Consider the following 17,993-nt stretch of genomic DNA (forward strand, 5'->3'; position numbering starts at 1 on the left):
GTTTTCAGGACTTTTACCGGTGAATTGGGGTTGTGCAGCGTTTACCACCGATTATACGGCGTTTTTCTTTAATTCACTGTTTAAATTGTTGAAGAAATTTTCAAATTCAGGAAGTTGCTTTTTGTTAATCTGTGATTTAACAATTTTTAAAGATTTAATTGGTGTTTTAAAAGTGTAATCATCTGCATAATATTTTACTTCTGTCACTTCATTTAGATTAATTTCTTTACTTGGAATTGATTTAATTTTAATTTTGTCTTTTGTTATTTCAAAATATTTTTGTTTGAATTCAAAGAGAAATAATGAAATATAAAGAATTCCAAGAACTGAGACGACATAAGGTTTATATCTCAATTTATCATCTTGCTCAAAAAAATAACTAATTCCGATTCCCAACCACAAAATTCCTAAAACTAAATTCGTGAATAATCTCTTATTTGAGAAAGCAAATTCAAAAGTTCTATTTTTTTCCATAACTTCTAAAGTAAAAGATTTGAAGGTTCCGTTCAACAAGCAAAACAGAAGTTTAGTTATTATTTGTAGTGCTGGTTATTTTCCTGATAAAATTTGACGTTTCGATTTTTTAAATAACCATAAATCATTTAAGGGATCAATAAAACTTTACTGGAACTCTTACCGCTTTCTAAATAGTCGTGGGCTTTTTTTCCTTCAGACAATTTGAACTTGATGGGTTCCTGAATAATAATTTTGCCAGCAGTAATCCAGTCAAATAATTGTTTTGATCTTTTAATCCGTTCCTGATGTGAATTGATATAACTCCACAAATCTCCGCCGGTTAACGTTTTACTGGTGTCCATCAGCATTCTGGGGTTGATCAGTGCCGGATCGCCTCCGCTCATCCCATAAAAAACTACGGTACCGCATTCTTTGGTGACCTCAAAACTCTGCATCAATGTGGAACCTACACTGTCAAAAACCACATCAACTCCTTTTCCATTGGTAATTTCCATCACATTTTGAGTCCAGTTTGAATGTAACTGTAAAGCAAAATCCGCTTTATTGTTTTTGATGATCTGCAGTTTGCTCTCATCTCTTGTCAGCCCTATTACTTCTGCTCCTTTCATTTTGCAGATCTGCGTCAGAATTTGACCTACACCTCCAGCAGCAGCGTGTATTAAAACCACATCGTTTTTTTTCACCTTAAAGCTGTCTTCCGATAAATATTGGGCCGTTAAACCTTGCAGCAAAACCGATGCAGCCAAATCAAAACTGATATTTTCATGAATCGGAATGATATGTTCTTCCGGGACACTTACAAATTCGGCATTGGCAAAGGGGACATCAGCAAATGCAATACGGTCACCTGCTTTGGCCATTGTACTGTTGGATTCCACCACAATTCCTGCCCCTTCATACCCGGCAATAAAAGGCGGATTTCCTTTGAGGTGATAATTTCCTTTCCTTCTGTAAATATCAGCATAATTCAAACCGATCGCTTCCATTTTTACCAGAACTTCTTGAGCTGATATTTTGGGTTTCTCAATGTCAATATATTCTAAAACGTCTGAGGTCCCGAATTTCGAAAATGTTAATGCTTTCATTGCGGTAATAAAATTGATGTTAAATTTAGCATTATTTGGCGATGCTTAACGGTTGGGTATTTCTGTTGGAAGAAATAATTTCAACTTACTAAAAACCAGCCTTAAATACGCTGTCATATACCGTTGCCGGTTAATCTACAAACGTTTCGCGCAAAACGTCTTTTACTTTTTTGAATTCTTTTTCAGACAAATTTCCTAAAACCTTGATTATTCTTTGTCTGTCAACTGTTCTGCTTTGATCCAAAACAATCCAGCCTTTTTTCTTATCATGACTAATTTCAACTCTTGTTGGATAATTCTTTGAACTGCTTGTCATCGGGGCGATAACAATCGTATTCAAATATTTATTCATCTCGTTTGGAGAAATGATGACGCACGGACGCGTTTTCTTTATTTCGCTTCCAATAGTTGGATCAAGATTGACCAAAACGATTTGATATTGTTTTAAATCCATTCTTCAAAGTTTTCATCTTCAAACGTATCGTTGATCAACAATTTGTCATCGCCGTTTTCATGCATTTTTTTAAAAGCATTTTCCCAACCTGCTCTTGGTTCTGATTTTGGTTTTAAAATAATATAACCTTTCTCAAGAATGAGCTCAACTTTATCTGTAATATTATATTTTTCTAATAAGGTTTTCGGTAAACGGATTCCTTTAGAATTTCCGATTGGAATGACTGAAACATCCATAGTAATAATTTTCTTTGTGACTACAAAGTTATTACTTTATTTCGAAGTTCCAAATTTATTACGGTCTGCAATGGAATAAAACGGTCCGGTATTTCTGTTGGAGGGGCTTATGAAAACAGGTCTTGTAAATATAACAAAAAGAACAATGAGCGAATTTTTATGATAACTTAAACTAACCTCCGATATCTTTTCCCACTCACCGTTTAAAATTGGAGAAAAGCTACTGGATATGAAGTGTACCCTGAAGCTCTCAGAGGTTCAATGGGCTTTCATCTGCCTTCTGCGAACCTTCGGTTTCTTGTCTTTCAGACAAAACGAAAGCTTAGTTATTATTTGCTGACTTTTTTGAATTTTAGATTTTTATGTAGTCTTTTCCAATAATTTTCTTTAATGTATTGAAGGTTTCAGCATCGTTTAAATTCTGCCAATGTTTCTCGAAGGTAGGCTTGAATCGATTGAAGCTGTTGTCCTTTCCTTTATAAACTATTAGTCTGTCTTTATCACAAATTGCAAAAATTGGTGACTGCATCATTCTTGCGTATGACAATGCTTGATTGTAGGATTTCATTCTTTCAATACTAGAACTCATGTCATATTTTGCTTCTATCACTAAAGGTGCGTTTTGAAAGTGAATTTCTCCTTTAGGGAAAAACACAAAATCGGGTATTGCTTTTTCTTTTCGACCTGCTTTTTGAGATAATTGTCTTGTCCAATCACTTTCCGTATAACCTAATTTTTTCAGAAGTGGAATCAAAAGGTTCTCTTCAACATCTTTCTCATTTTTTAATTTAACCTCAATATTTAAGTCTGGGCTATAAAGTTGCGGAAGAATAGAAGTGTCAAATCCTTTTTCTTTTAATATTCTTTGTAATTTAGAATAATCCTCTGCGGAAAATTTCACACCATTGACCCCTTGAAAATTTTTACGAACAATTCCTATATTTTTAAAATATTCGTCGGTTTTTAACTCGTCAAGTTTTATTTCTGGTAAAACAATTCCATTAGTAACTGTTGTTCTACTGTTATAGTAATTAAATGGCGTAAAAACGCCATCTGTATTTGCACGCCAAATTGATTGGATGCAACTATATGGCGACAAGACATACATCACAATAATATCTCCTCGTTTTGTTTGTTCGTTACAGGTCCAAACAGAATGTGCATTTTCAGGGGGATTTTTCAAAAATGTTTGGTAATCACTTTTACTTCCTCCTGTTAACCAAATATTAGTTGGCTCGGGTAAATCGGAATCCAATGTTGAATCGTCTTGAATTAGCATTTTGCCAAAATCATAAATGCAGGCACAAATTTCAGGTGGTGTTAATTCATTATCTTCTGCAAACTTGAAGATGTTTTCGCAAAGATTATTGTAGAAAAGTAATCGCCCCCTTTTGTCAACACTTGTTGGAAGTTGTGGCAATTCAATATTTAAAGCGTCTAAAAGATTGATTAATTTGTCGAATCTCTCTGGAAAAAGTATTGGGACAAATGCTTCTGGATAGTCACAATATAATACTAGCGAAAGTTCTGAAACAATGGAAGATAGATTTTTATAGTCTTTCTGCTTAAAGATTGGTTTTTCTTTAATAACTTTTAATAATTTTCCATTCTCATCTTCATCAATGATTGCCATTTCAAAATTATCAATGAATCTTTCATAAAAATCTATAATATTCTCGTTTTCTTTCAAATATAAATTATCTACAATGATATTGTCGTAAATGCCAAATAAAATATTAAGAAAGTTTTCTTTTTCAGATTTTTCGCCAACGAATTCTTCACAAAAATCATAAATTTTGGAAATTTTTTCTAATAGTTCTTCTCCTTCATTTATTGTAAAAATTTCTATTGCGTTTTTTCCTCTTTCTGAATTTTTGTAAAGATTCCAAATGTTCTTGTTCATATCTTGATTTTGGGAGAGTTCTGATAAGTTGCCGCTAACTCCAAATATACACAATTCCCACTATCTTTAAAAAATACTATTAATTTGATTATTAGTCTATTGCATAAAAATCGTATTGGCGTATGATGCATAATTCAAGTCCTGAATTATTTAAAAGAGCAAAACAACTTATACAATAGTGAAAAAACCTGTTTTAACTGGTTTTCTTGCACCATTGTTCGGGAATCCTTGCCAGCACCTTGCCAAATTCACCCCTTTTTGGAAAGGATTCCGCAACTATTCCGCAACAAGTCCGCAAGAACCGCGCTTGCAAATTCTCAGAAAACGCAGACCGACCTGATTTCACGAAAATAAAACCATCGTCAAAGGAATGTCAAAGGAATGTCAAAGGAATGTCAAAGGAAAGGGTAAGTAATGTACGGCTGCCGAAAAATTACTTCCTGCATTTCGCCACAATAATTTCCCTCAATTATTTTATCTTCTCAATTATTTCCCTATTTTTGGCCAATGGAAAATTTCGTGGTTTCTGCAAGAAAATATCGTCCGCAAGAGTTTGATACTGTTGTGGGACAAGGTCATATTACAGAAACTCTAGAGCACGCCATCGGGGAAAATCAGCTGGCGCAGGCACTTCTTTTTTGTGGACCGAGAGGTGTTGGTAAAACAACCTGTGCGAGGATTCTTGCCCGGAAAATCAATGAGAGAGACGGTTCTACCTCAGAAGACGGTTTTGCCTATAATATTTTCGAACTCGATGCGGCCTCTAATAACTCCGTCAATGATATTCGCGAACTGACCGATCAAGTGCGGTTTGCACCACAAGTTGGAAAGTATAAAATTTATATTATTGATGAGGTTCACATGTTGTCTCAGGCGGCTTTTAATGCGTTTCTGAAAACATTGGAAGAACCACCGGCGCACGCTATTTTTATTTTGGCGACGACCGAGAAACATAAGATCATACCTACCATTTTATCGCGTTGTCAGATTTATGATTTCAAGAGAATCACCATTGAAGATATTCAGCTTCATTTACAGAAAATCGCGGATAAGGAAGGAATTCAGTATGAAGACGATGCTCTTTATTTAATTGCGCAAAAAGCAGATGGAGCGCTTCGTGACGCACTTTCAATCTTCGACAGGCTTTCTACTTTTTCTCAGAAAAATATTACTTTGGCCAAAGCAGCAGAAGTTCTTAATGTACTTGATTACGAACAATATCTTTCTATTGTTGATCTCGCGCATGAGAATAAAATCTCCGAAACTTTATTTGCTTTAAATGAAATTATTAAAAAAGGATTTGATCCGCATATTTTTATTGCAGGCTTAGGCAGTCATTTCAGGGATTTAATGATGGCTCAGAATCCTCAGACCGTAAGTTTGATTGAAGTTGGAGAAAAAACAAAAATCAAGTTTTTAGAACAGAGTAAGAAATGGAACGCTCAACAATTGGTAGATGCAATCGAAATTTGTAATCACGCCGACATTAATTATAAAAATTCAAAAAATCCACGGTTAACGGTCGAGATTGCGTTGATGCAACTTTCTTCCTTATCTGGAAACGCGCCAGACTCTAAAAAAAAAAGTATCTGATTTTAGCACCGTTTCTTAGTTCTAAAGTTATGGTAACTCCCGCAGTTGCTAAAGAAAAACCAAAAGAAGTCGCTAAAGAAATCCCCGAGGAAATCAAAAAAGTGGTTTTGAAAACAACAGAACCCATTGGTTTACCCAAAAGACCATCTGCATTCAGCATCAGTGCGGCTTTAGAAAAATCAGAGGAAGAACCTGAAAAAATAATCGATTCTAAAAAGGAAGATTTACCAAGTCAGCACTTCAGTGAAACTGATTTAAAAAGCGAGTGGCAAAAATTCTTACAGGAACTTCAGCAGAAAGATATTATTATTTATAATGCAATCGGTTCTTTTAAACTTCAGAAAAAAGACGAAAATATTGTAGAAGTTACGTATCCATCGGAATCAGCGAAAGTGGAATTTGATAAGATACGTGCGGATTTCTTCAATCATTTTATGCACAAAGTAAACAATCACAATATCTCAATCGAATATCGCGCTGATTTATCGATGAAAAAAGAAATCATTACTAAACGAAAGATTTTTGATAAATTTGCCGAGATAAACCCAGTCTTAAAAGAATTAGATGATTTTTTTAAATTGGATTTTAATTAATAGTATACTCTTCAATTTTTAATATGAATTTACAGACCTTAGAAAATAATTGGATCAAAGAATTTTCCAAACCATTGATTATTGCCGGACCTTGCAGTGCAGAAAGTGAAGCACAAATGCTTGAAACCGCAAAAAGAATTAAAGAATCAAATGCCGACGTTCCTGTTTTCCGTGCCGGAATTTGGAAGCCGAGAACAAAGCCGAACGGTTTCGAAGGAGTAGGAGTAATCGGTCTGAACTGGTTGAAAAAAGTTAAAGAAGAGTATGGTTTTAAAACTGCCACAGAAGTAGCAAATGCGCATCATGTCGCTGCCGCTTTAGAAGCAGATGTCGATATTTTATGGATTGGCGCCCGCTCAACTGTGAATCCATTTACCGTGCAGGAAATTGCTGAAGCCTTAAAAGGAGCGGATAAAACAATCCTGGTAAAAAATCCTGTGAATCCGGATTTGGCTTTGTGGATCGGTGCTTTAGAAAGACTTTTAGGTCAGAACGTTAAAAATCTGGGCGTTCTTCACCGCGGTTTTTCCACTTACCAAAAAACAAAATATAGAAATGTTCCCAATTGGCAGATTGCCCTGGATTTTAAAAATCAGTTTCCTAATATTCCCATGTTGGTAGATCCGTCGCATATTTGCGGTAACAGAACCGGATTGGCAGGAATCGCTCAGGAAGCGTTAAATGTCGGTTATGAAGGAATGATGATAGAAACCCACTGCAATCCCGATGAAGCCTGGAGTGATGCTGCACAGCAAATCACACCGGAAACTTTGTCAGAATTACTACAAAATTTAAAAGTCAGAAATTCTGATATTTCCGCTTTTGATGGAGAAATGGGACGTCACAGAACTTTAATTTCTGATTTAGATTTTCAGTTGATCGAATTATTATCTCAAAGAATGAAAATTTCTGAGAAAATCGGTAATTTGAAAAAAGATAATAATATCGCCATTTTCCAACCGGAAAGATGGAAAGTAATTACGGAATACGCCATTCAAAAAGCTGATGAATCCGGCATGTCGGCAGAATTTATTGAAAAAGTATTCAAAGCCATTCATGAAGAATCGATTGAAGTGCAAAACAGTCTTTAATTCTCTTATTTTTAAAATTAATTTTCCTCAATAATCATTCGTGAAAGGACTCATTACAAAATCCACCGGAAGTTGGTATCAGGTTTTAGAATATGAAACCGGAAAATTCTTCGAGGCAAGAATTCGGGGAAAATTTAAACTGATAAAAACCCGGTTGACCAATCCGCTTGCGGTAGGCGATTTGGTGGAGTTTTCCTTGGAACAGGACGATGTGGCGTGGATTACTAAGATTGAACCAAGGAAAAATTATCTGATCAGAAAAGCGGTAAATCTTTCGAAAGAAGCTCATATCATCGCCTCGAATATTGATATTGCCTGTTTTATTTTTACCCTTAAACATCCCGAAACTTCTTATGGTTTTCTCGATCGGTTTTTGGCATGTTGCGAAGCCTATAACATTAAGCCGCTGATTTTATTTAATAAAATGGATGTGCTTTCAGATGAAGAAAAAGAAGTGTCGAAAGAAATTGAAGCACTTTACCAAAATATCGGCTATGAAACTTTAGAAATTTCTTCTTATTCAAATTTGAATTTGGAATTGTTGAAAAGCATTATTAAAGATAAGGTTTCAGTGTTTTTTGGCCATTCAGGAAGTGGAAAATCTACTTTGGTGAATGCGATGCAGCCCGGAGTCAATATTAAAACATCTGCTATTTCTGAAACCCATCTGAAAGGAAAACATACGACCACTTTTGCACAAATGCATTTTTGGAAATTTGGTGGAAGCGTGATCGATACACCTGGAGTTCGGGAATTCGCAATGATTGATGTGGAGAAAGAAGAAATCCAACACTACTTTCCCGAGATTTTCAAAACAGGCAGGAAATGTAAATTTCATAACTGTATGCATATCAATGAACCGAAGTGCGCTGTTCTGGAAGCTGTAGAATCCGGCGAAATAGAGGAAACACGGTACATCACTTATTTGAAAATAATGGAGGAGGCCGAAGAGAATTCTGCCCAATAAAAAACCCAGCCGAAGCTGGGTAAAAACTAATAACCATGAAAACTCAAATTAAACATGAGAATCGTAAATAAATTTACAATTTCCGTGCCAAATAAATTCAGCAGTTCTCTGTAAGAATTTTCATTACAAATATATAAAAGTTTTTTGTATTTTCGCACCACAATAAAACAAGATTTATGTCAGGTAAAATTACATTCACCATGATCAAGCCGGATGCTGTTGCAGACGGACATATCGGTGCTATTTTAGGAAAAATTTCAGAAGCTGGTTACAAAGTGAAAGCTTTAAAATTGACTCAACTTACCAATGCTGATGCCAAAAAATTCTATGAAGTTCACGCAGAAAGACCTTTTTACGGAGAATTAGTTGAATTTATGAGTTCAGGACCTATCGTTGCAGCGGTTTTGGAAAAAGACAATGCTGTTGAAGATTTCAGAACTTTAATCGGTGCGACAAATCCGGCAGATGCAGCAGAAGGAACCATCAGAAAAATGTTTGCAAGAAGCGTAGGAGAGAATGCGGTACATGGTTCAGATTCAGATGAAAATGCTTTAATTGAAGCTGCTTTCCACTTCTCAGGAAGAGAAATTTTCTAAAAAAACCATAAATATCTGAATCAATTTTTTGACGAAAGATTTTAAAAGTAAATCCCTTTTAGTTTTTTAACTAAAAGGGATTTTTATTGATGAAAATATTTTAAAAGTTTTACAACTTCAAAAGTTCAATCGTTGCCGAAGGGTTCTCTGATGAGAATACAGCATTCCCGGCGACCAGTACATCTGCGCCAGCTTCAAATAGTTTAGCCGCATTGTCTAAATTGACGCCGCCATCGATTTGAATTAATGCCGTAGAATTGTTTGATAAAATCAAATCTTTGGTTTCGGCGATTTTTTTATAGGTGTTTTCAATGAATTTTTGGCCGCCAAATCCTGGGTTTACGCTCATTAATAATACCAAATCTACATCGGCAATAATGTCTTCCAGCATTAAAACCGGTGTCGCCGGATTTAGAACCACTCCGGCTTTTGCCCCTTTTTCCTGAATGAGATTAACCGTTCTGTTCAGATGCACGCAGGCTTCGTAATGCACCGAAATCAAATCTGCACCGTACTTAATAAATTCTTCAACATATTTTTCGGGTTCTATAATCATCAAATGCACATCAATAAATTTCTCTGCATATTGCTGTACCGTTTTCATGATCGGGAAGCCAAACGAAATATTGGGAACGAATCTTCCGTCCATTACATCTATGTGAAACCAATCTGCTTGCGACTGATTTAACATTTCAATGTCTCTCTGCAAATTTCCGAAATCCGCAGAAAGAAGCGATGGTGAGATTAATTTTGTTTTCATTTTTACTTTTTTACAATTTATTTTTACTCTTTCTTTTGACCTTTGAAATTAATGATATTTTAAATTCATCGTCGGTTCTATTTTCAGCAATGATTCATAAATCAATTGAATTACATTGGCTACATCTTTTTGCGACACCATTTCAACCGTGGTATGCATGTAGCGCAATGGTAATGAAATTAATGCAGATGGAACTCCGCCGTTGGAATGGGCAAATGCATCAGTGTCTGTTCCAGTTGCTCTGCTTGCTGCGGCTCTTTGAAAAGGGATTTTATTTGTTTTTGCCGTTTCTACAATGAGCTGACGGATATTGTGATGAACACTAGGTGCAAAGAAAATCACGGGACCATCACCACATTTCGTGTCACCTTCTTTTTTCTTTTCAATCATTGGAGTAGAAGTGTCGTGTGTAACATCGGTTACGATTGCAATGTTTGGTTTAATGGTCTCTGCAATCATATTCGCACCATATAAACCAACTTCTTCCTGCACAGAATTGGTAATGTACAACCCGAAGGGAAGTTGCTTTTTGTTCTTTTTTAATAATCTTGCAACTTCAGCAATCATAAATCCTCCAACACGGTTATCGAGAGCGCGTGAAACGAAATATTTATCATTTAACTGAAAGAATTCGTCTGGATAAGTAATCATGGTTCCTACAAAAATCCCCAGTTCTTCAACTTCTTTTTTAGTTGATGCGCCGCAATCGATGAAAATATTATCCAGTTTAGGAACCGGTTCATCTGAATTGACGCCTCTTGTATGAATGGCTGGCCAACCGAAAACGCCTTTAACCACGCCTTTTTCACCATGAAGATGAACCACCTTTGAAGGGGCGATCATTTGGTCAGAACCACCGTTTCTAATGACGTAAATAAGACCATCTTCGGTAATATAATTCACGTACCAGGAGATTTCGTCGGCGTGTGCTTCGATAACTACTTTAAATTCTGCTTCAGGATTGATGATTCCGTAGCATGTGCCATAATGATCGATTTCTATTTTGTCCACATAAGGTGCTAAATAGTCCATCCAGATTTTTTGGCCGTTATGTTCATAACCTGTTGGAGATGCGGTATTTAGATATTTTTCTAAAAATTCTAATGATTTGTTTTCAAATTTCATGAGAAAGGAATGAATTTTGTTAGGTTAAATTTTGATTTTATAGAAGGTAAAAATAATGAATTTTAATAAATTGATCTTATTATTTCTTCTGTTTTTCGGACTTCATGCAAATGCACAACAGGAATTAACAACGCTAAAACCGATAAGTCAATACCCGCCTGAACTTCTTAAAACAGATGAATTTGGAATTAAATACTACTACGACGCAAAGCAGAAGGCAAGGATTTACGAAATAAACGGAGAGAATGTCGTTGTGATGGATGAACTTATCTTAAAAGGTAAGCCTCGGTTTAACAACCAACTTGACCAAAATTATTACTATTTTCTTAATAAGAAACTGAACCGGGTTTATCCTCTCTTTTTAACTGCCTTAGAACAGTATGAAGATATTCAGGCAGAGATGCAGAATCTTGATAAAAATTCGCAGAGAAAATATGTGAATGAAAGGCAAAAAGATTTGGCGGATCAATATGAATTGCAATTGCGTGATTTAACAACGACCGAAGGACGTATCTTTGCCAAATTGATGAACCGAGCCACAGGCAAGACCGTTTTTGAAATCGTGAAAGAACTTCGCGGCGGTTGGAGCGCCTTTTGGTGGAACGTAAAAGGGAATATCGCTGATGTCAGTTTGAAAGACCCTTACGACCCACATGCAGATAGAACTGATGAATTTTTAGAATCATTGCTGCAAAGTAATTGGAATAGCGGATATTTGCAACCTTATCCTGGGTATCTTACCTTTAAAATTAAAAAATAATATGAACAGAATTTTACAAAACTCAGTATTACTACTGGCTTTATTGAGTTTTAATTTCGGTTATTCATGGGGAACAACCGGTCACAGAGTAATTGCAGAAATCGCAGAAAATCATCTTTCGGGGAAAGCAAAAAGAAGTTTAAAGAAAATCATTGGTACAGAAAAATTAGCCTATTGGGCAAACTGGCCAGACGACATTAAATCTGACACTACCGGAGTTTGGAAGCCTGCAGAGCAATGGCATTATGTAAATGTGGCTCCTCAATCGGCCATACAACCATTTACAGAGGCTTTAAAAGCACAAAAAGGACCGAATATTTATACGCAGATCAAAATTCTTTCGGAGCAGATCAAAGACAAAAAAACATCAGCTCAAGATCGGGAAATTGCACTGAGGTTTCTTATTCATTTAGTTGGAGACGCTGCTCAGCCGCTTCATGTCGGCCGCTTAGAAGATTTGGGAGGGAATAAAATCAAAGTGAATTACTTTGGAGCTCCAACCAATTTACATTCTCTGTGGGATTCTAAAATGGTTGATTTTCAAAAATACAGTTATACAGAATTTGCAAGAGTGTTGGATGTGAAGACCAAAGAAGAAAACAAGTCCATTCAATTGGGAACTTTAGAAGATTGGCTCTTTGACAGTCATCGGCAAGCAAACAGGATTTACGCCAATTCCATACCAGATGCTAATTATTCCTATGATTATAATTATAAATTTGAACCTTTGGTGGAGCGTCAATTATTATATGGTGGTTTGCGCTTAGCAAAAATTTTGAACGAAATTTTATAGAAGTTTCTTCTTCAAAACATCAAAAACAATTTTATCTATTGGTAAAAGAAATGGGTTTTCTTCAGTATTGAGGGAAACCCATTCTGTTTTCTCGATACACGGATCCATAATAAGCAATTCATTTTCATCCACCATTTCAGCAAGATAATAAATGCTCAGAAGTTGATCATTATCTCGAAATTTAGACACCAGAAAATCTTCTTGAGTATACAAATGTTCTATGTTTTTCACTGTGATATTCAGCTCCTCTTCCAGTTCTCTTTCCAGACATTCCAGAACACTTTCGCCAAATTCCAAACCGCCGCCGGGGAATTTCATGAGGTGCTCGCCAACGTATTCTTCGTGCAGCGCAAGGACTTTTCCATTTTTCATAATGGTTGCATACACTCGGACATTAACTTTATCAATCATATTGGTATTTTAGTTTTTTTTGGAACAATCACAAAGTTAGCAATTTTTCATTTATCTTTAATTCTTGATAGCGTTGATCATTTCCCGTTTTCCAGGAGGTCCGGCTTTTTTTTCAACATTAAAATCGAGTTCCTTCAAAATACGGCGAACACTGCCTTTAGAAGAATAGGTAGTAAGAAGACCACCCGGTTTCATCGTATTTGCAACCATTTCAAAAAGCGGTTTTTCCCATAGATCGGGTTGAACTCGTGCTCCAAAACAATCAAAATAAACCAGATCTATTTCAGGAAGGTCCAGATTTTTAATTTCAAAAAAATCACAGTGATATTTGGTTAAGAAAAATTGAGGAAGGATTTCAATGGTTTCGTTCCAATTACCGGCGTGTATTTTTCGGTAAATTTCCGCCATTTCTGTTTTATGAAAAATAGATCCATAATCCAGTTCGTTAACTTCCCGTTCATTTATGGGATATTTTTCAAGCGTGAAATAATGAATAACATGACTTTTGTCAGTTTTCAAAAACTCATCAATTGTAACCAAAACATTAAGTCCTGTACCAAAACCGAGTTCTAAAATATTAATATCACAATTTTTAATTAAATTAAATCCATTATCGATAAACACGTGTTGAGCTTCCTGCAAAGCACCATGGTGTGAATGATAGTTTTCGTTTAAGTTACTGATATATAATGTTTTACTTCCATCTGAAGTGGTTTTTATTTCTCGTTCCATGATATTTTTTTTCAAAATTAATTTAAAATTTTGATATTTAAAAAATTATATTAAATTTGTAGAACATCAACAAAAAATTAAAATATGATAATTCAAAAATCTACTGCTCCGAGAATATCCGAATTTGATCCAGAGAATTTTTCTTTTGGAAACATGTTTACCGATCACATGGTTATTTGTGAATATGAAGACGGAAAATGGGGTGAAGTAAAATTGATGCCTTACGGGCCACTTCCTTTTACTCCTGCAATGATGGGGGTTAATTACGGGCAGGCATGTTTCGAAGGAATGAAAGCGTATAAGGATAAAGACGGTCAGGTTTTTATTTTCAGACCGGAAAAGAATTTTTCCAGAATCAATAAATCAGCAGGTCGTCTTGCGATGCCAGAAATCCCGGCAGAGGTTTTTTTAGAAGGATTAAAAGCACTGGTTGATCTAGATCGGGATTGGATTCCATATGGTGAAGGAAATTCTCTGTATATCCGTCCCCTTATTTTCGCTACTGAAGAAGCTTTAAAAGCCAGAATTTCTAATAAATATATGTTTGCAATTGTAGCTACTCCTGCAAAAAGTTATTATTCGGAACCTGTTTCAGTGAAAATTTCTGATTACTATTCAAGATCTGCCAACGGTGGAGTAGGTTTTGCCAAAGCTGCCGGAAATTATGCAGCATCTTTTTACCCGACGCAGTTGGCAAATGAAGAAGGATATGAGCAAATCATCTGGACGGATGATTCTACCCACGAATACTTCGAAGAAAGTGGAACGATGAACGTTTTCGTTAGAATTAATGACACGATTTATACACCACCAACTTCCGAGAAAATATTGGATGGCGTTACCAGAGACAGTTTTATTCAGTTAGCAAATAAAAGAGGTATTGAATTAAAAGTAGAACCTATTTCTGTAAAATCTGTAATAGAAGCTCACAAAAATGGCTCTTTAAAAGAAGTTTGGGGAGTGGGAACTGCTGTTGTAACCACCCTTTTCAAAGCAATCGGATACCAAGGTGAAAAATTAGAATTGCCACAATTAACTTTAGAGGAAAGTTTTGCGTTAACGCTTCAAAAAGATTTAGTTGATCTTCAAACAAATGTTGCCGAAGATCCTTTTGGATGGAGAGTTTTAGTAGAAAAAAGCATCTAAAAAACTTTAGCGTTTTATTAAAAATAGCAATTAAAAACCGGGAATAATTTTTTCCCGGTTTTTTCATTTTTTAATCTAATTCGAAATGCTTATTTTCGCAAAAGTTTTTATGAAAAAAATAATCGTACTTTGTTCTTTGATCTTGATCGGCTGTGTAAAGCATGCACCTGCTCATCCTCCTGTTGGTGGAATTTTAAGTCAGAAAGATTTAGATATTTCTAAAAACAGGTCCAAAAATCTGAATCTGATTGAAAGAACTCAAATTGAGGACTGGATAAAAAATCAAGACGAAGCGTTTTATCCGATGACCATGAACTATTGGGTGAATGATAAAGACCTCCGGCATCAAAAGCGAAAAGAGAATGGTGAAATGATTTCTTACCAATATGATATTTACGATTTCGATTTGGTGAAATTATATGAAAATCCTGTTCAAAATAAAAATAAAATTTTTGGCCATTTTGAAGAACTAAAACCGGTGGAAGATGCGCTGAGATACATGGAGAAAAATCAGGAAGTTACCCTTTTGATTCCTTCGGCACTGGGTTTTGGAACCTATGGCGATAATGATCAGATTTCAAATGATATGCCTTTAATAATTAAATTAAAAGTACTTTAAAACATATTGCTATTTATGCTAAAAAAGAATTTACTAATCGCGATAGCAGCGATTTCGATAACAAGTTGCACCCCAATTTATAAAAAAATGAACGTAGACAAAGAAACTTACGCAGGTCTGAAAGAAGGACTTTATGCCAATTTCCAAACTTCAAAAGGAAATATGATCGTGAAACTGGAAGACAAAAATGCACCTGTTACGGTTGCAAATTTTGTTGGTTTAGCTGAAGGAAAAATTGATAACACTGCAAAAGCGAAAGGGGTTCCTTTTTATGACGGAACTATTTTCCACAGAGTAATCAAAGATTTTATGATTCAGGGAGGTGATCCTAAAGGAACAGGAATGGGCGACCCGGGTTATAAATTCGATGACGAAAAAAATGACCTTCAGCACACCGGAAAAGGAATTCTGTCCATGGCAAATTCAGGACCGAATACCAATGGTTCCCAGTTTTTCATTACAGAAATTGCTACACCTTGGTTAGACGGTAAACACACGATTTTTGGTGAAGTTGTGAATGGTATTGAAGTTATTGACACGATTGCCAATGTAGAAAAAGGCGCACAGGACAAACCTAAAACTGATGTAGTTTTAGAAAAAGTGGCGATTTTCTCTAAAGGTGATGAATACAAAAATTATGATGCTGCCAAAATCTTTACTGAAGGAAAAGCAAAAATCAAAGAGAATAATAAAGCCATCCTTGAAAAAATAGAAGCTGACAAAAAAAAGAAAGCCGAAGAATTTGCAGCCAATCAGCAAAAATTAGTTGATGATTTAAAAGCAACGATGCAGGCAACTCCTTCCGGATTGTACTATAAAATAACTCAAACAACTGAAGGCAAGAAAGCTAATGTTGGTGATGCTGTTTCTGTGCATTATGCCGGTAAATTAGTTGACGGAAATGAATTCGACTCTTCATTTAAAAGAAATGAACCAATTGAAATTTCAATTGGAGTAGGACAGGTAATTAAAGGTTGGGACGAAGGTATTCTTCTGTTAAAAGAAGGAGAATCTGCAACTCTGCTTATTCCGTCAGAACTTGGTTATGGAGCTCGCGGCGCGGGAGGTGTTATCCCACCAAATGCCTGGTTAATCTTCGATGTACAATTGGTAAAAGTGAACACCACTTTAACAAAATAAACTGAAAAAAAACTGGTTGAATTTTATTTTAACCGATTTTAATCCAACAAAGCACTTCAAGAAATTGAGGTGCTTTTTCTATAGGGCAAGTTGTGAGAGGTTGGATAAAATTATACAACAATAAGATGATTATTGCGGTATATAAAAAGGAGTAATCACCGATAAACTTTGTGAAATTTTCAAAGTGAAATACCTTTAACAAATTAAAAAAAGACTGAAGAAAAGGGCCTTTGTCAACAGAATGTTTGCGAGCCTTATATTGAAAATTTGCATGATGATTAAAAAAGGATGTTTGAATAATCATTAGAGCTTAACTATATTGTATTATAAAAAAAAGGGTGTTTTAACTTAGTATATGGGAAATACATTGCCTTATATTTGTACCAGAAAAATAAGAAACATTAGACGAAAATTTATTATCTCATTATTTTAACGCACCGTAAATAACGGAACAGTAGTTAGTAATAAATTTACTTTAATGTGAAGATTTTTTTAAAGGGTTAATAATACTTAGTCTTTAAAAATAGGGTAAAAACTACTAACTATCCGCAAACACAAATGATGATTTTTGTTTTCCTCCCGAAAATAAAAAGATGAGTTAAAAAAACCAAATGAATGAAAAAAAGAGAAGGTGCATTGTTACAATGCACCTTTTTGTTATACGACTTTCTCGCCGCAAATTTTACAAAATCTTGCATCATCATCGATGTCATTATTTCCGCAACGGCTACAGCTTTTGCCAAGTTCCTGACGCTTATTCCGCATTTCTGCAGTAACAATTCCCGTAGGAACTGCAATGATGGAATAACCGGCAAGCATCAATAATACAGACAGGAATTTCCCCAGTGGAGTGCCTGGCGAGACATCTCCATAACCCACCGTAGTCACGGTTACAACCGCCCAATAAACACTTTGCGGGATACTCTCAAAACCTTCTCTGTCGCCTTCAACCATGAACATCATAGAACCTACGATGACAGAAAAGATCATTAGGAATAAAAGAAATATATAGATTTTTCTGGAACTGTTTTTTAAGGCCGTAACGATGAAGTAACCATCATTCATAAAATCCATTAGATTCAATATTCTAAAAATCCTCAGCATTCTAAGCATTCGAATAATCAGAAAATATTTGGTAATCGGAATAAATAAACTAAGATAAAAAGGTAAAATCGCCAGAAAATCAATAATTCCAAAAAAACTGAAAATGTAGTCTTTCTTGTTTTTAATGGTAATTATTCTCAACGCATATTCCACAGTGAAAAAGATGGTAATAATTACTTCTACGATTACAAATACCTTGTGGAGTTTTGCATCGAAAATCCGGACGCTTTCCATCATAACGATGAAAGTGCTGAGAAGGATTAAGACCAATAAAAAAATATCAAAAAGTTTACCGAGTTTCGTGTCAGCTTTGAAAATAATCCGGAACAGTTTACGTTTCCAGCGGATTCGCTCGGGCATATAATTATGTTCTCTTTCCATTGCAAGCGGTATTATTACAGATTTAAT

Annotated in this window: 20 protein-coding genes; 10 read left to right on the forward strand and 10 right to left on the reverse strand. The window is 35.3% G+C overall.

What is annotated here, in order from left to right; all coding sequences use genetic code 11:
* Positions 1-51: 51 nt before the first annotated feature.
* The 5 genes from QGN23_RS02330 to QGN23_RS02350 form a co-directional block, all read right to left on the reverse strand.
* Positions 52-474, reverse strand: coding sequence for a hypothetical protein (locus QGN23_RS02330; protein WP_282905427.1), 423 nt, complete (start codon positions 472-474; stop codon positions 52-54).
* Between the two features lie 128 nt (positions 475-602).
* Positions 603-1,562 (reverse strand): quinone oxidoreductase family protein, encoded by a 960-nt coding sequence (locus QGN23_RS02335; RefSeq protein ID WP_282905428.1) that lies wholly within the window; start codon positions 1,560-1,562, stop codon positions 603-605.
* Positions 1,563-1,692: 130 nt separating this feature from the next.
* Positions 1,693-2,016: a type II toxin-antitoxin system PemK/MazF family toxin gene (locus QGN23_RS02340; protein ID WP_282905429.1), complete on the reverse strand. Its 324-nt coding sequence runs from the start codon at positions 2,014-2,016 to the stop codon at positions 1,693-1,695.
* A complete protein-coding gene (locus QGN23_RS02345) occupies positions 2,007-2,252 on the reverse strand; it encodes an AbrB/MazE/SpoVT family DNA-binding domain-containing protein (protein WP_282905430.1) in 246 nt (81 codons plus the stop codon). Before QGN23_RS02345 ends, QGN23_RS02340 begins: the two co-directional genes overlap by 10 nt.
* A 352-nt stretch (positions 2,253-2,604) precedes the next feature.
* Positions 2,605-4,155: a type I restriction enzyme HsdR N-terminal domain-containing protein gene (locus QGN23_RS02350; RefSeq protein ID WP_282905431.1), complete on the reverse strand. Its 1,551-nt coding sequence runs from the start codon at positions 4,153-4,155 to the stop codon at positions 2,605-2,607.
* A gap of 507 nt (positions 4,156-4,662) precedes the next feature.
* Here QGN23_RS02350 and dnaX point away from each other — a divergent pair.
* From dnaX to QGN23_RS02375, 5 genes are all read left to right on the forward strand, one after another.
* Positions 4,663-5,748: a DNA polymerase III subunit gamma/tau gene (gene dnaX / locus QGN23_RS02355; RefSeq protein ID WP_282905432.1), complete on the forward strand. Its 1,086-nt coding sequence runs from the start codon at positions 4,663-4,665 to the stop codon at positions 5,746-5,748.
* 29 nt (positions 5,749-5,777) lie between these two features.
* Positions 5,778-6,341 carry a hypothetical protein gene (locus QGN23_RS02360; protein ID WP_282905433.1) on the forward strand — a complete coding sequence of 188 codons (564 nt, stop codon included), beginning with the start codon at positions 5,778-5,780 and terminating at the stop codon, positions 6,339-6,341.
* Positions 6,342-6,364: 23 nt separating this feature from the next.
* Positions 6,365-7,432 (forward strand): chorismate mutase, encoded by a 1,068-nt coding sequence (locus tag QGN23_RS02365; RefSeq protein WP_282905434.1) that lies wholly within the window; start codon positions 6,365-6,367, stop codon positions 7,430-7,432.
* Between the two features lie 40 nt (positions 7,433-7,472).
* Entirely contained in the window at positions 7,473-8,399 is a 927-nt protein-coding gene (gene rsgA / locus QGN23_RS02370) for a ribosome small subunit-dependent GTPase A (protein ID WP_282905435.1), read from the forward strand.
* 176 nt (positions 8,400-8,575) lie between these two features.
* A complete protein-coding gene (locus QGN23_RS02375) occupies positions 8,576-8,995 on the forward strand; it encodes a nucleoside-diphosphate kinase (protein WP_282905436.1) in 420 nt (139 codons plus the stop codon).
* 109 nt (positions 8,996-9,104) lie between these two features.
* On the opposite strand, the gene rpe is transcribed toward QGN23_RS02375, so the two are convergent.
* Together rpe and QGN23_RS02385 are read right to left on the reverse strand one after the other, a co-directional pair.
* Positions 9,105-9,755, reverse strand: a complete 651-nt coding sequence (gene rpe, locus QGN23_RS02380) for a ribulose-phosphate 3-epimerase (RefSeq protein ID WP_282905437.1) — start codon at positions 9,753-9,755, stop codon at positions 9,105-9,107.
* A gap of 48 nt (positions 9,756-9,803) precedes the next feature.
* Positions 9,804-10,880: a M42 family metallopeptidase gene (locus QGN23_RS02385; protein ID WP_282905438.1), complete on the reverse strand. Its 1,077-nt coding sequence runs from the start codon at positions 10,878-10,880 to the stop codon at positions 9,804-9,806.
* A 55-nt stretch (positions 10,881-10,935) separates the two neighbouring features.
* Here QGN23_RS02385 and QGN23_RS02390 point away from each other — a divergent pair, with 55 nt between their 5' ends.
* Together QGN23_RS02390 and QGN23_RS02395 are read left to right on the forward strand one after the other, a co-directional pair.
* Positions 10,936-11,640, forward strand: a complete 705-nt coding sequence (locus tag QGN23_RS02390; protein WP_282905439.1) for a DUF4294 domain-containing protein — start codon at positions 10,936-10,938, stop codon at positions 11,638-11,640.
* A 1-nt stretch (position 11,641) separates the two neighbouring features.
* The gene (locus QGN23_RS02395; RefSeq protein WP_282905440.1) at positions 11,642-12,433 is read left to right on the forward strand and encodes a S1/P1 nuclease; all 792 of its coding nucleotides are present in this window, start codon (positions 11,642-11,644) and stop codon (positions 12,431-12,433) included.
* On the opposite strand, the gene QGN23_RS02400 is transcribed toward QGN23_RS02395, so the two are convergent.
* Both QGN23_RS02400 and mnmD read right to left on the reverse strand, forming a co-directional pair.
* The gene (locus tag QGN23_RS02400; protein ID WP_282905441.1) at positions 12,428-12,844 is read right to left on the reverse strand and encodes an NUDIX domain-containing protein; all 417 of its coding nucleotides are present in this window, start codon (positions 12,842-12,844) and stop codon (positions 12,428-12,430) included. The genes QGN23_RS02395 and QGN23_RS02400 overlap by 6 nt on opposite strands.
* A 57-nt stretch (positions 12,845-12,901) precedes the next feature.
* The gene (gene mnmD / locus QGN23_RS02405) at positions 12,902-13,576 is read right to left on the reverse strand and encodes a tRNA (5-methylaminomethyl-2-thiouridine)(34)-methyltransferase MnmD (protein WP_282905442.1); all 675 of its coding nucleotides are present in this window, start codon (positions 13,574-13,576) and stop codon (positions 12,902-12,904) included.
* A gap of 84 nt (positions 13,577-13,660) precedes the next feature.
* Here mnmD and QGN23_RS02410 point away from each other — a divergent pair, with 84 nt between their 5' ends.
* From QGN23_RS02410 to QGN23_RS02420, 3 genes are all read left to right on the forward strand, one after another.
* Positions 13,661-14,722 (forward strand): branched-chain amino acid aminotransferase, encoded by a 1,062-nt coding sequence (locus QGN23_RS02410; RefSeq protein ID WP_282905443.1) that lies wholly within the window; start codon positions 13,661-13,663, stop codon positions 14,720-14,722.
* 109 nt (positions 14,723-14,831) lie between these two features.
* Positions 14,832-15,341, forward strand: coding sequence for an FKBP-type peptidyl-prolyl cis-trans isomerase (locus tag QGN23_RS02415; RefSeq protein WP_282905444.1), 510 nt, complete (start codon positions 14,832-14,834; stop codon positions 15,339-15,341).
* Between the two features lie 87 nt (positions 15,342-15,428).
* Complete coding sequence (locus tag QGN23_RS02420; protein ID WP_282905445.1) at positions 15,429-16,481, forward strand: peptidylprolyl isomerase; 1,053 nt, start codon at positions 15,429-15,431, stop codon at positions 16,479-16,481.
* 657 nt (positions 16,482-17,138) lie between these two features.
* Here the strand turns inward: QGN23_RS02420 and QGN23_RS02425 are convergent.
* Complete coding sequence (locus QGN23_RS02425) at positions 17,139-17,966, reverse strand: ion transporter (protein ID WP_282905446.1); 828 nt, start codon at positions 17,964-17,966, stop codon at positions 17,139-17,141.
* Positions 17,967-17,993: the final 27 nt, after the last annotated feature.

This window comes from Chryseobacterium gotjawalense, from assembly GCF_030012525.1.
In the GTDB taxonomy this organism is placed as follows: Bacteria; Bacteroidota; Bacteroidia; order Flavobacteriales; family Weeksellaceae; genus Kaistella; species Kaistella gotjawalense.

Coding starts and splice junctions, on each gene's coding strand:
- QGN23_RS02330 (WP_282905427.1), bottom strand. CDS start 474: ATGGAAAAAAATAGAACTTTTGAATTTGCTTTCTCAAATAAGAGATTA.
- QGN23_RS02335 (WP_282905428.1), bottom strand. CDS start 1,562: ATGAAAGCATTAACATTTTCGAAATTCGGGACCTCAGACGTTTTAGAA.
- QGN23_RS02340 (WP_282905429.1), bottom strand. CDS start 2,016: ATGGATTTAAAACAATATCAAATCGTTTTGGTCAATCTTGATCCAACT.
- QGN23_RS02345 (WP_282905430.1), bottom strand. CDS start 2,252: ATGGATGTTTCAGTCATTCCAATCGGAAATTCTAAAGGAATCCGTTTA.
- QGN23_RS02350 (WP_282905431.1), bottom strand. CDS start 4,155: ATGAACAAGAACATTTGGAATCTTTACAAAAATTCAGAAAGAGGAAAA.
- dnaX (WP_282905432.1), top strand. CDS start 4,663: ATGGAAAATTTCGTGGTTTCTGCAAGAAAATATCGTCCGCAAGAGTTT.
- QGN23_RS02360 (WP_282905433.1), top strand. CDS start 5,778: ATGGTAACTCCCGCAGTTGCTAAAGAAAAACCAAAAGAAGTCGCTAAA.
- QGN23_RS02365 (WP_282905434.1), top strand. CDS start 6,365: ATGAATTTACAGACCTTAGAAAATAATTGGATCAAAGAATTTTCCAAA.
- QGN23_RS02375 (WP_282905436.1), top strand. CDS start 8,576: ATGTCAGGTAAAATTACATTCACCATGATCAAGCCGGATGCTGTTGCA.
- rpe (WP_282905437.1), bottom strand. CDS start 9,755: ATGAAAACAAAATTAATCTCACCATCGCTTCTTTCTGCGGATTTCGGA.
- QGN23_RS02385 (WP_282905438.1), bottom strand. CDS start 10,880: ATGAAATTTGAAAACAAATCATTAGAATTTTTAGAAAAATATCTAAAT.
- QGN23_RS02390 (WP_282905439.1), top strand. CDS start 10,936: ATGAATTTTAATAAATTGATCTTATTATTTCTTCTGTTTTTCGGACTT.
- QGN23_RS02395 (WP_282905440.1), top strand. CDS start 11,642: ATGAACAGAATTTTACAAAACTCAGTATTACTACTGGCTTTATTGAGT.
- QGN23_RS02400 (WP_282905441.1), bottom strand. CDS start 12,844: ATGATTGATAAAGTTAATGTCCGAGTGTATGCAACCATTATGAAAAAT.
- mnmD (WP_282905442.1), bottom strand. CDS start 13,576: ATGGAACGAGAAATAAAAACCACTTCAGATGGAAGTAAAACATTATAT.
- QGN23_RS02410 (WP_282905443.1), top strand. CDS start 13,661: ATGATAATTCAAAAATCTACTGCTCCGAGAATATCCGAATTTGATCCA.
- QGN23_RS02415 (WP_282905444.1), top strand. CDS start 14,832: ATGAAAAAAATAATCGTACTTTGTTCTTTGATCTTGATCGGCTGTGTA.
- QGN23_RS02420 (WP_282905445.1), top strand. CDS start 15,429: ATGAACGTAGACAAAGAAACTTACGCAGGTCTGAAAGAAGGACTTTAT.
- QGN23_RS02425 (WP_282905446.1), bottom strand. CDS start 17,966: ATGGAAAGAGAACATAATTATATGCCCGAGCGAATCCGCTGGAAACGT.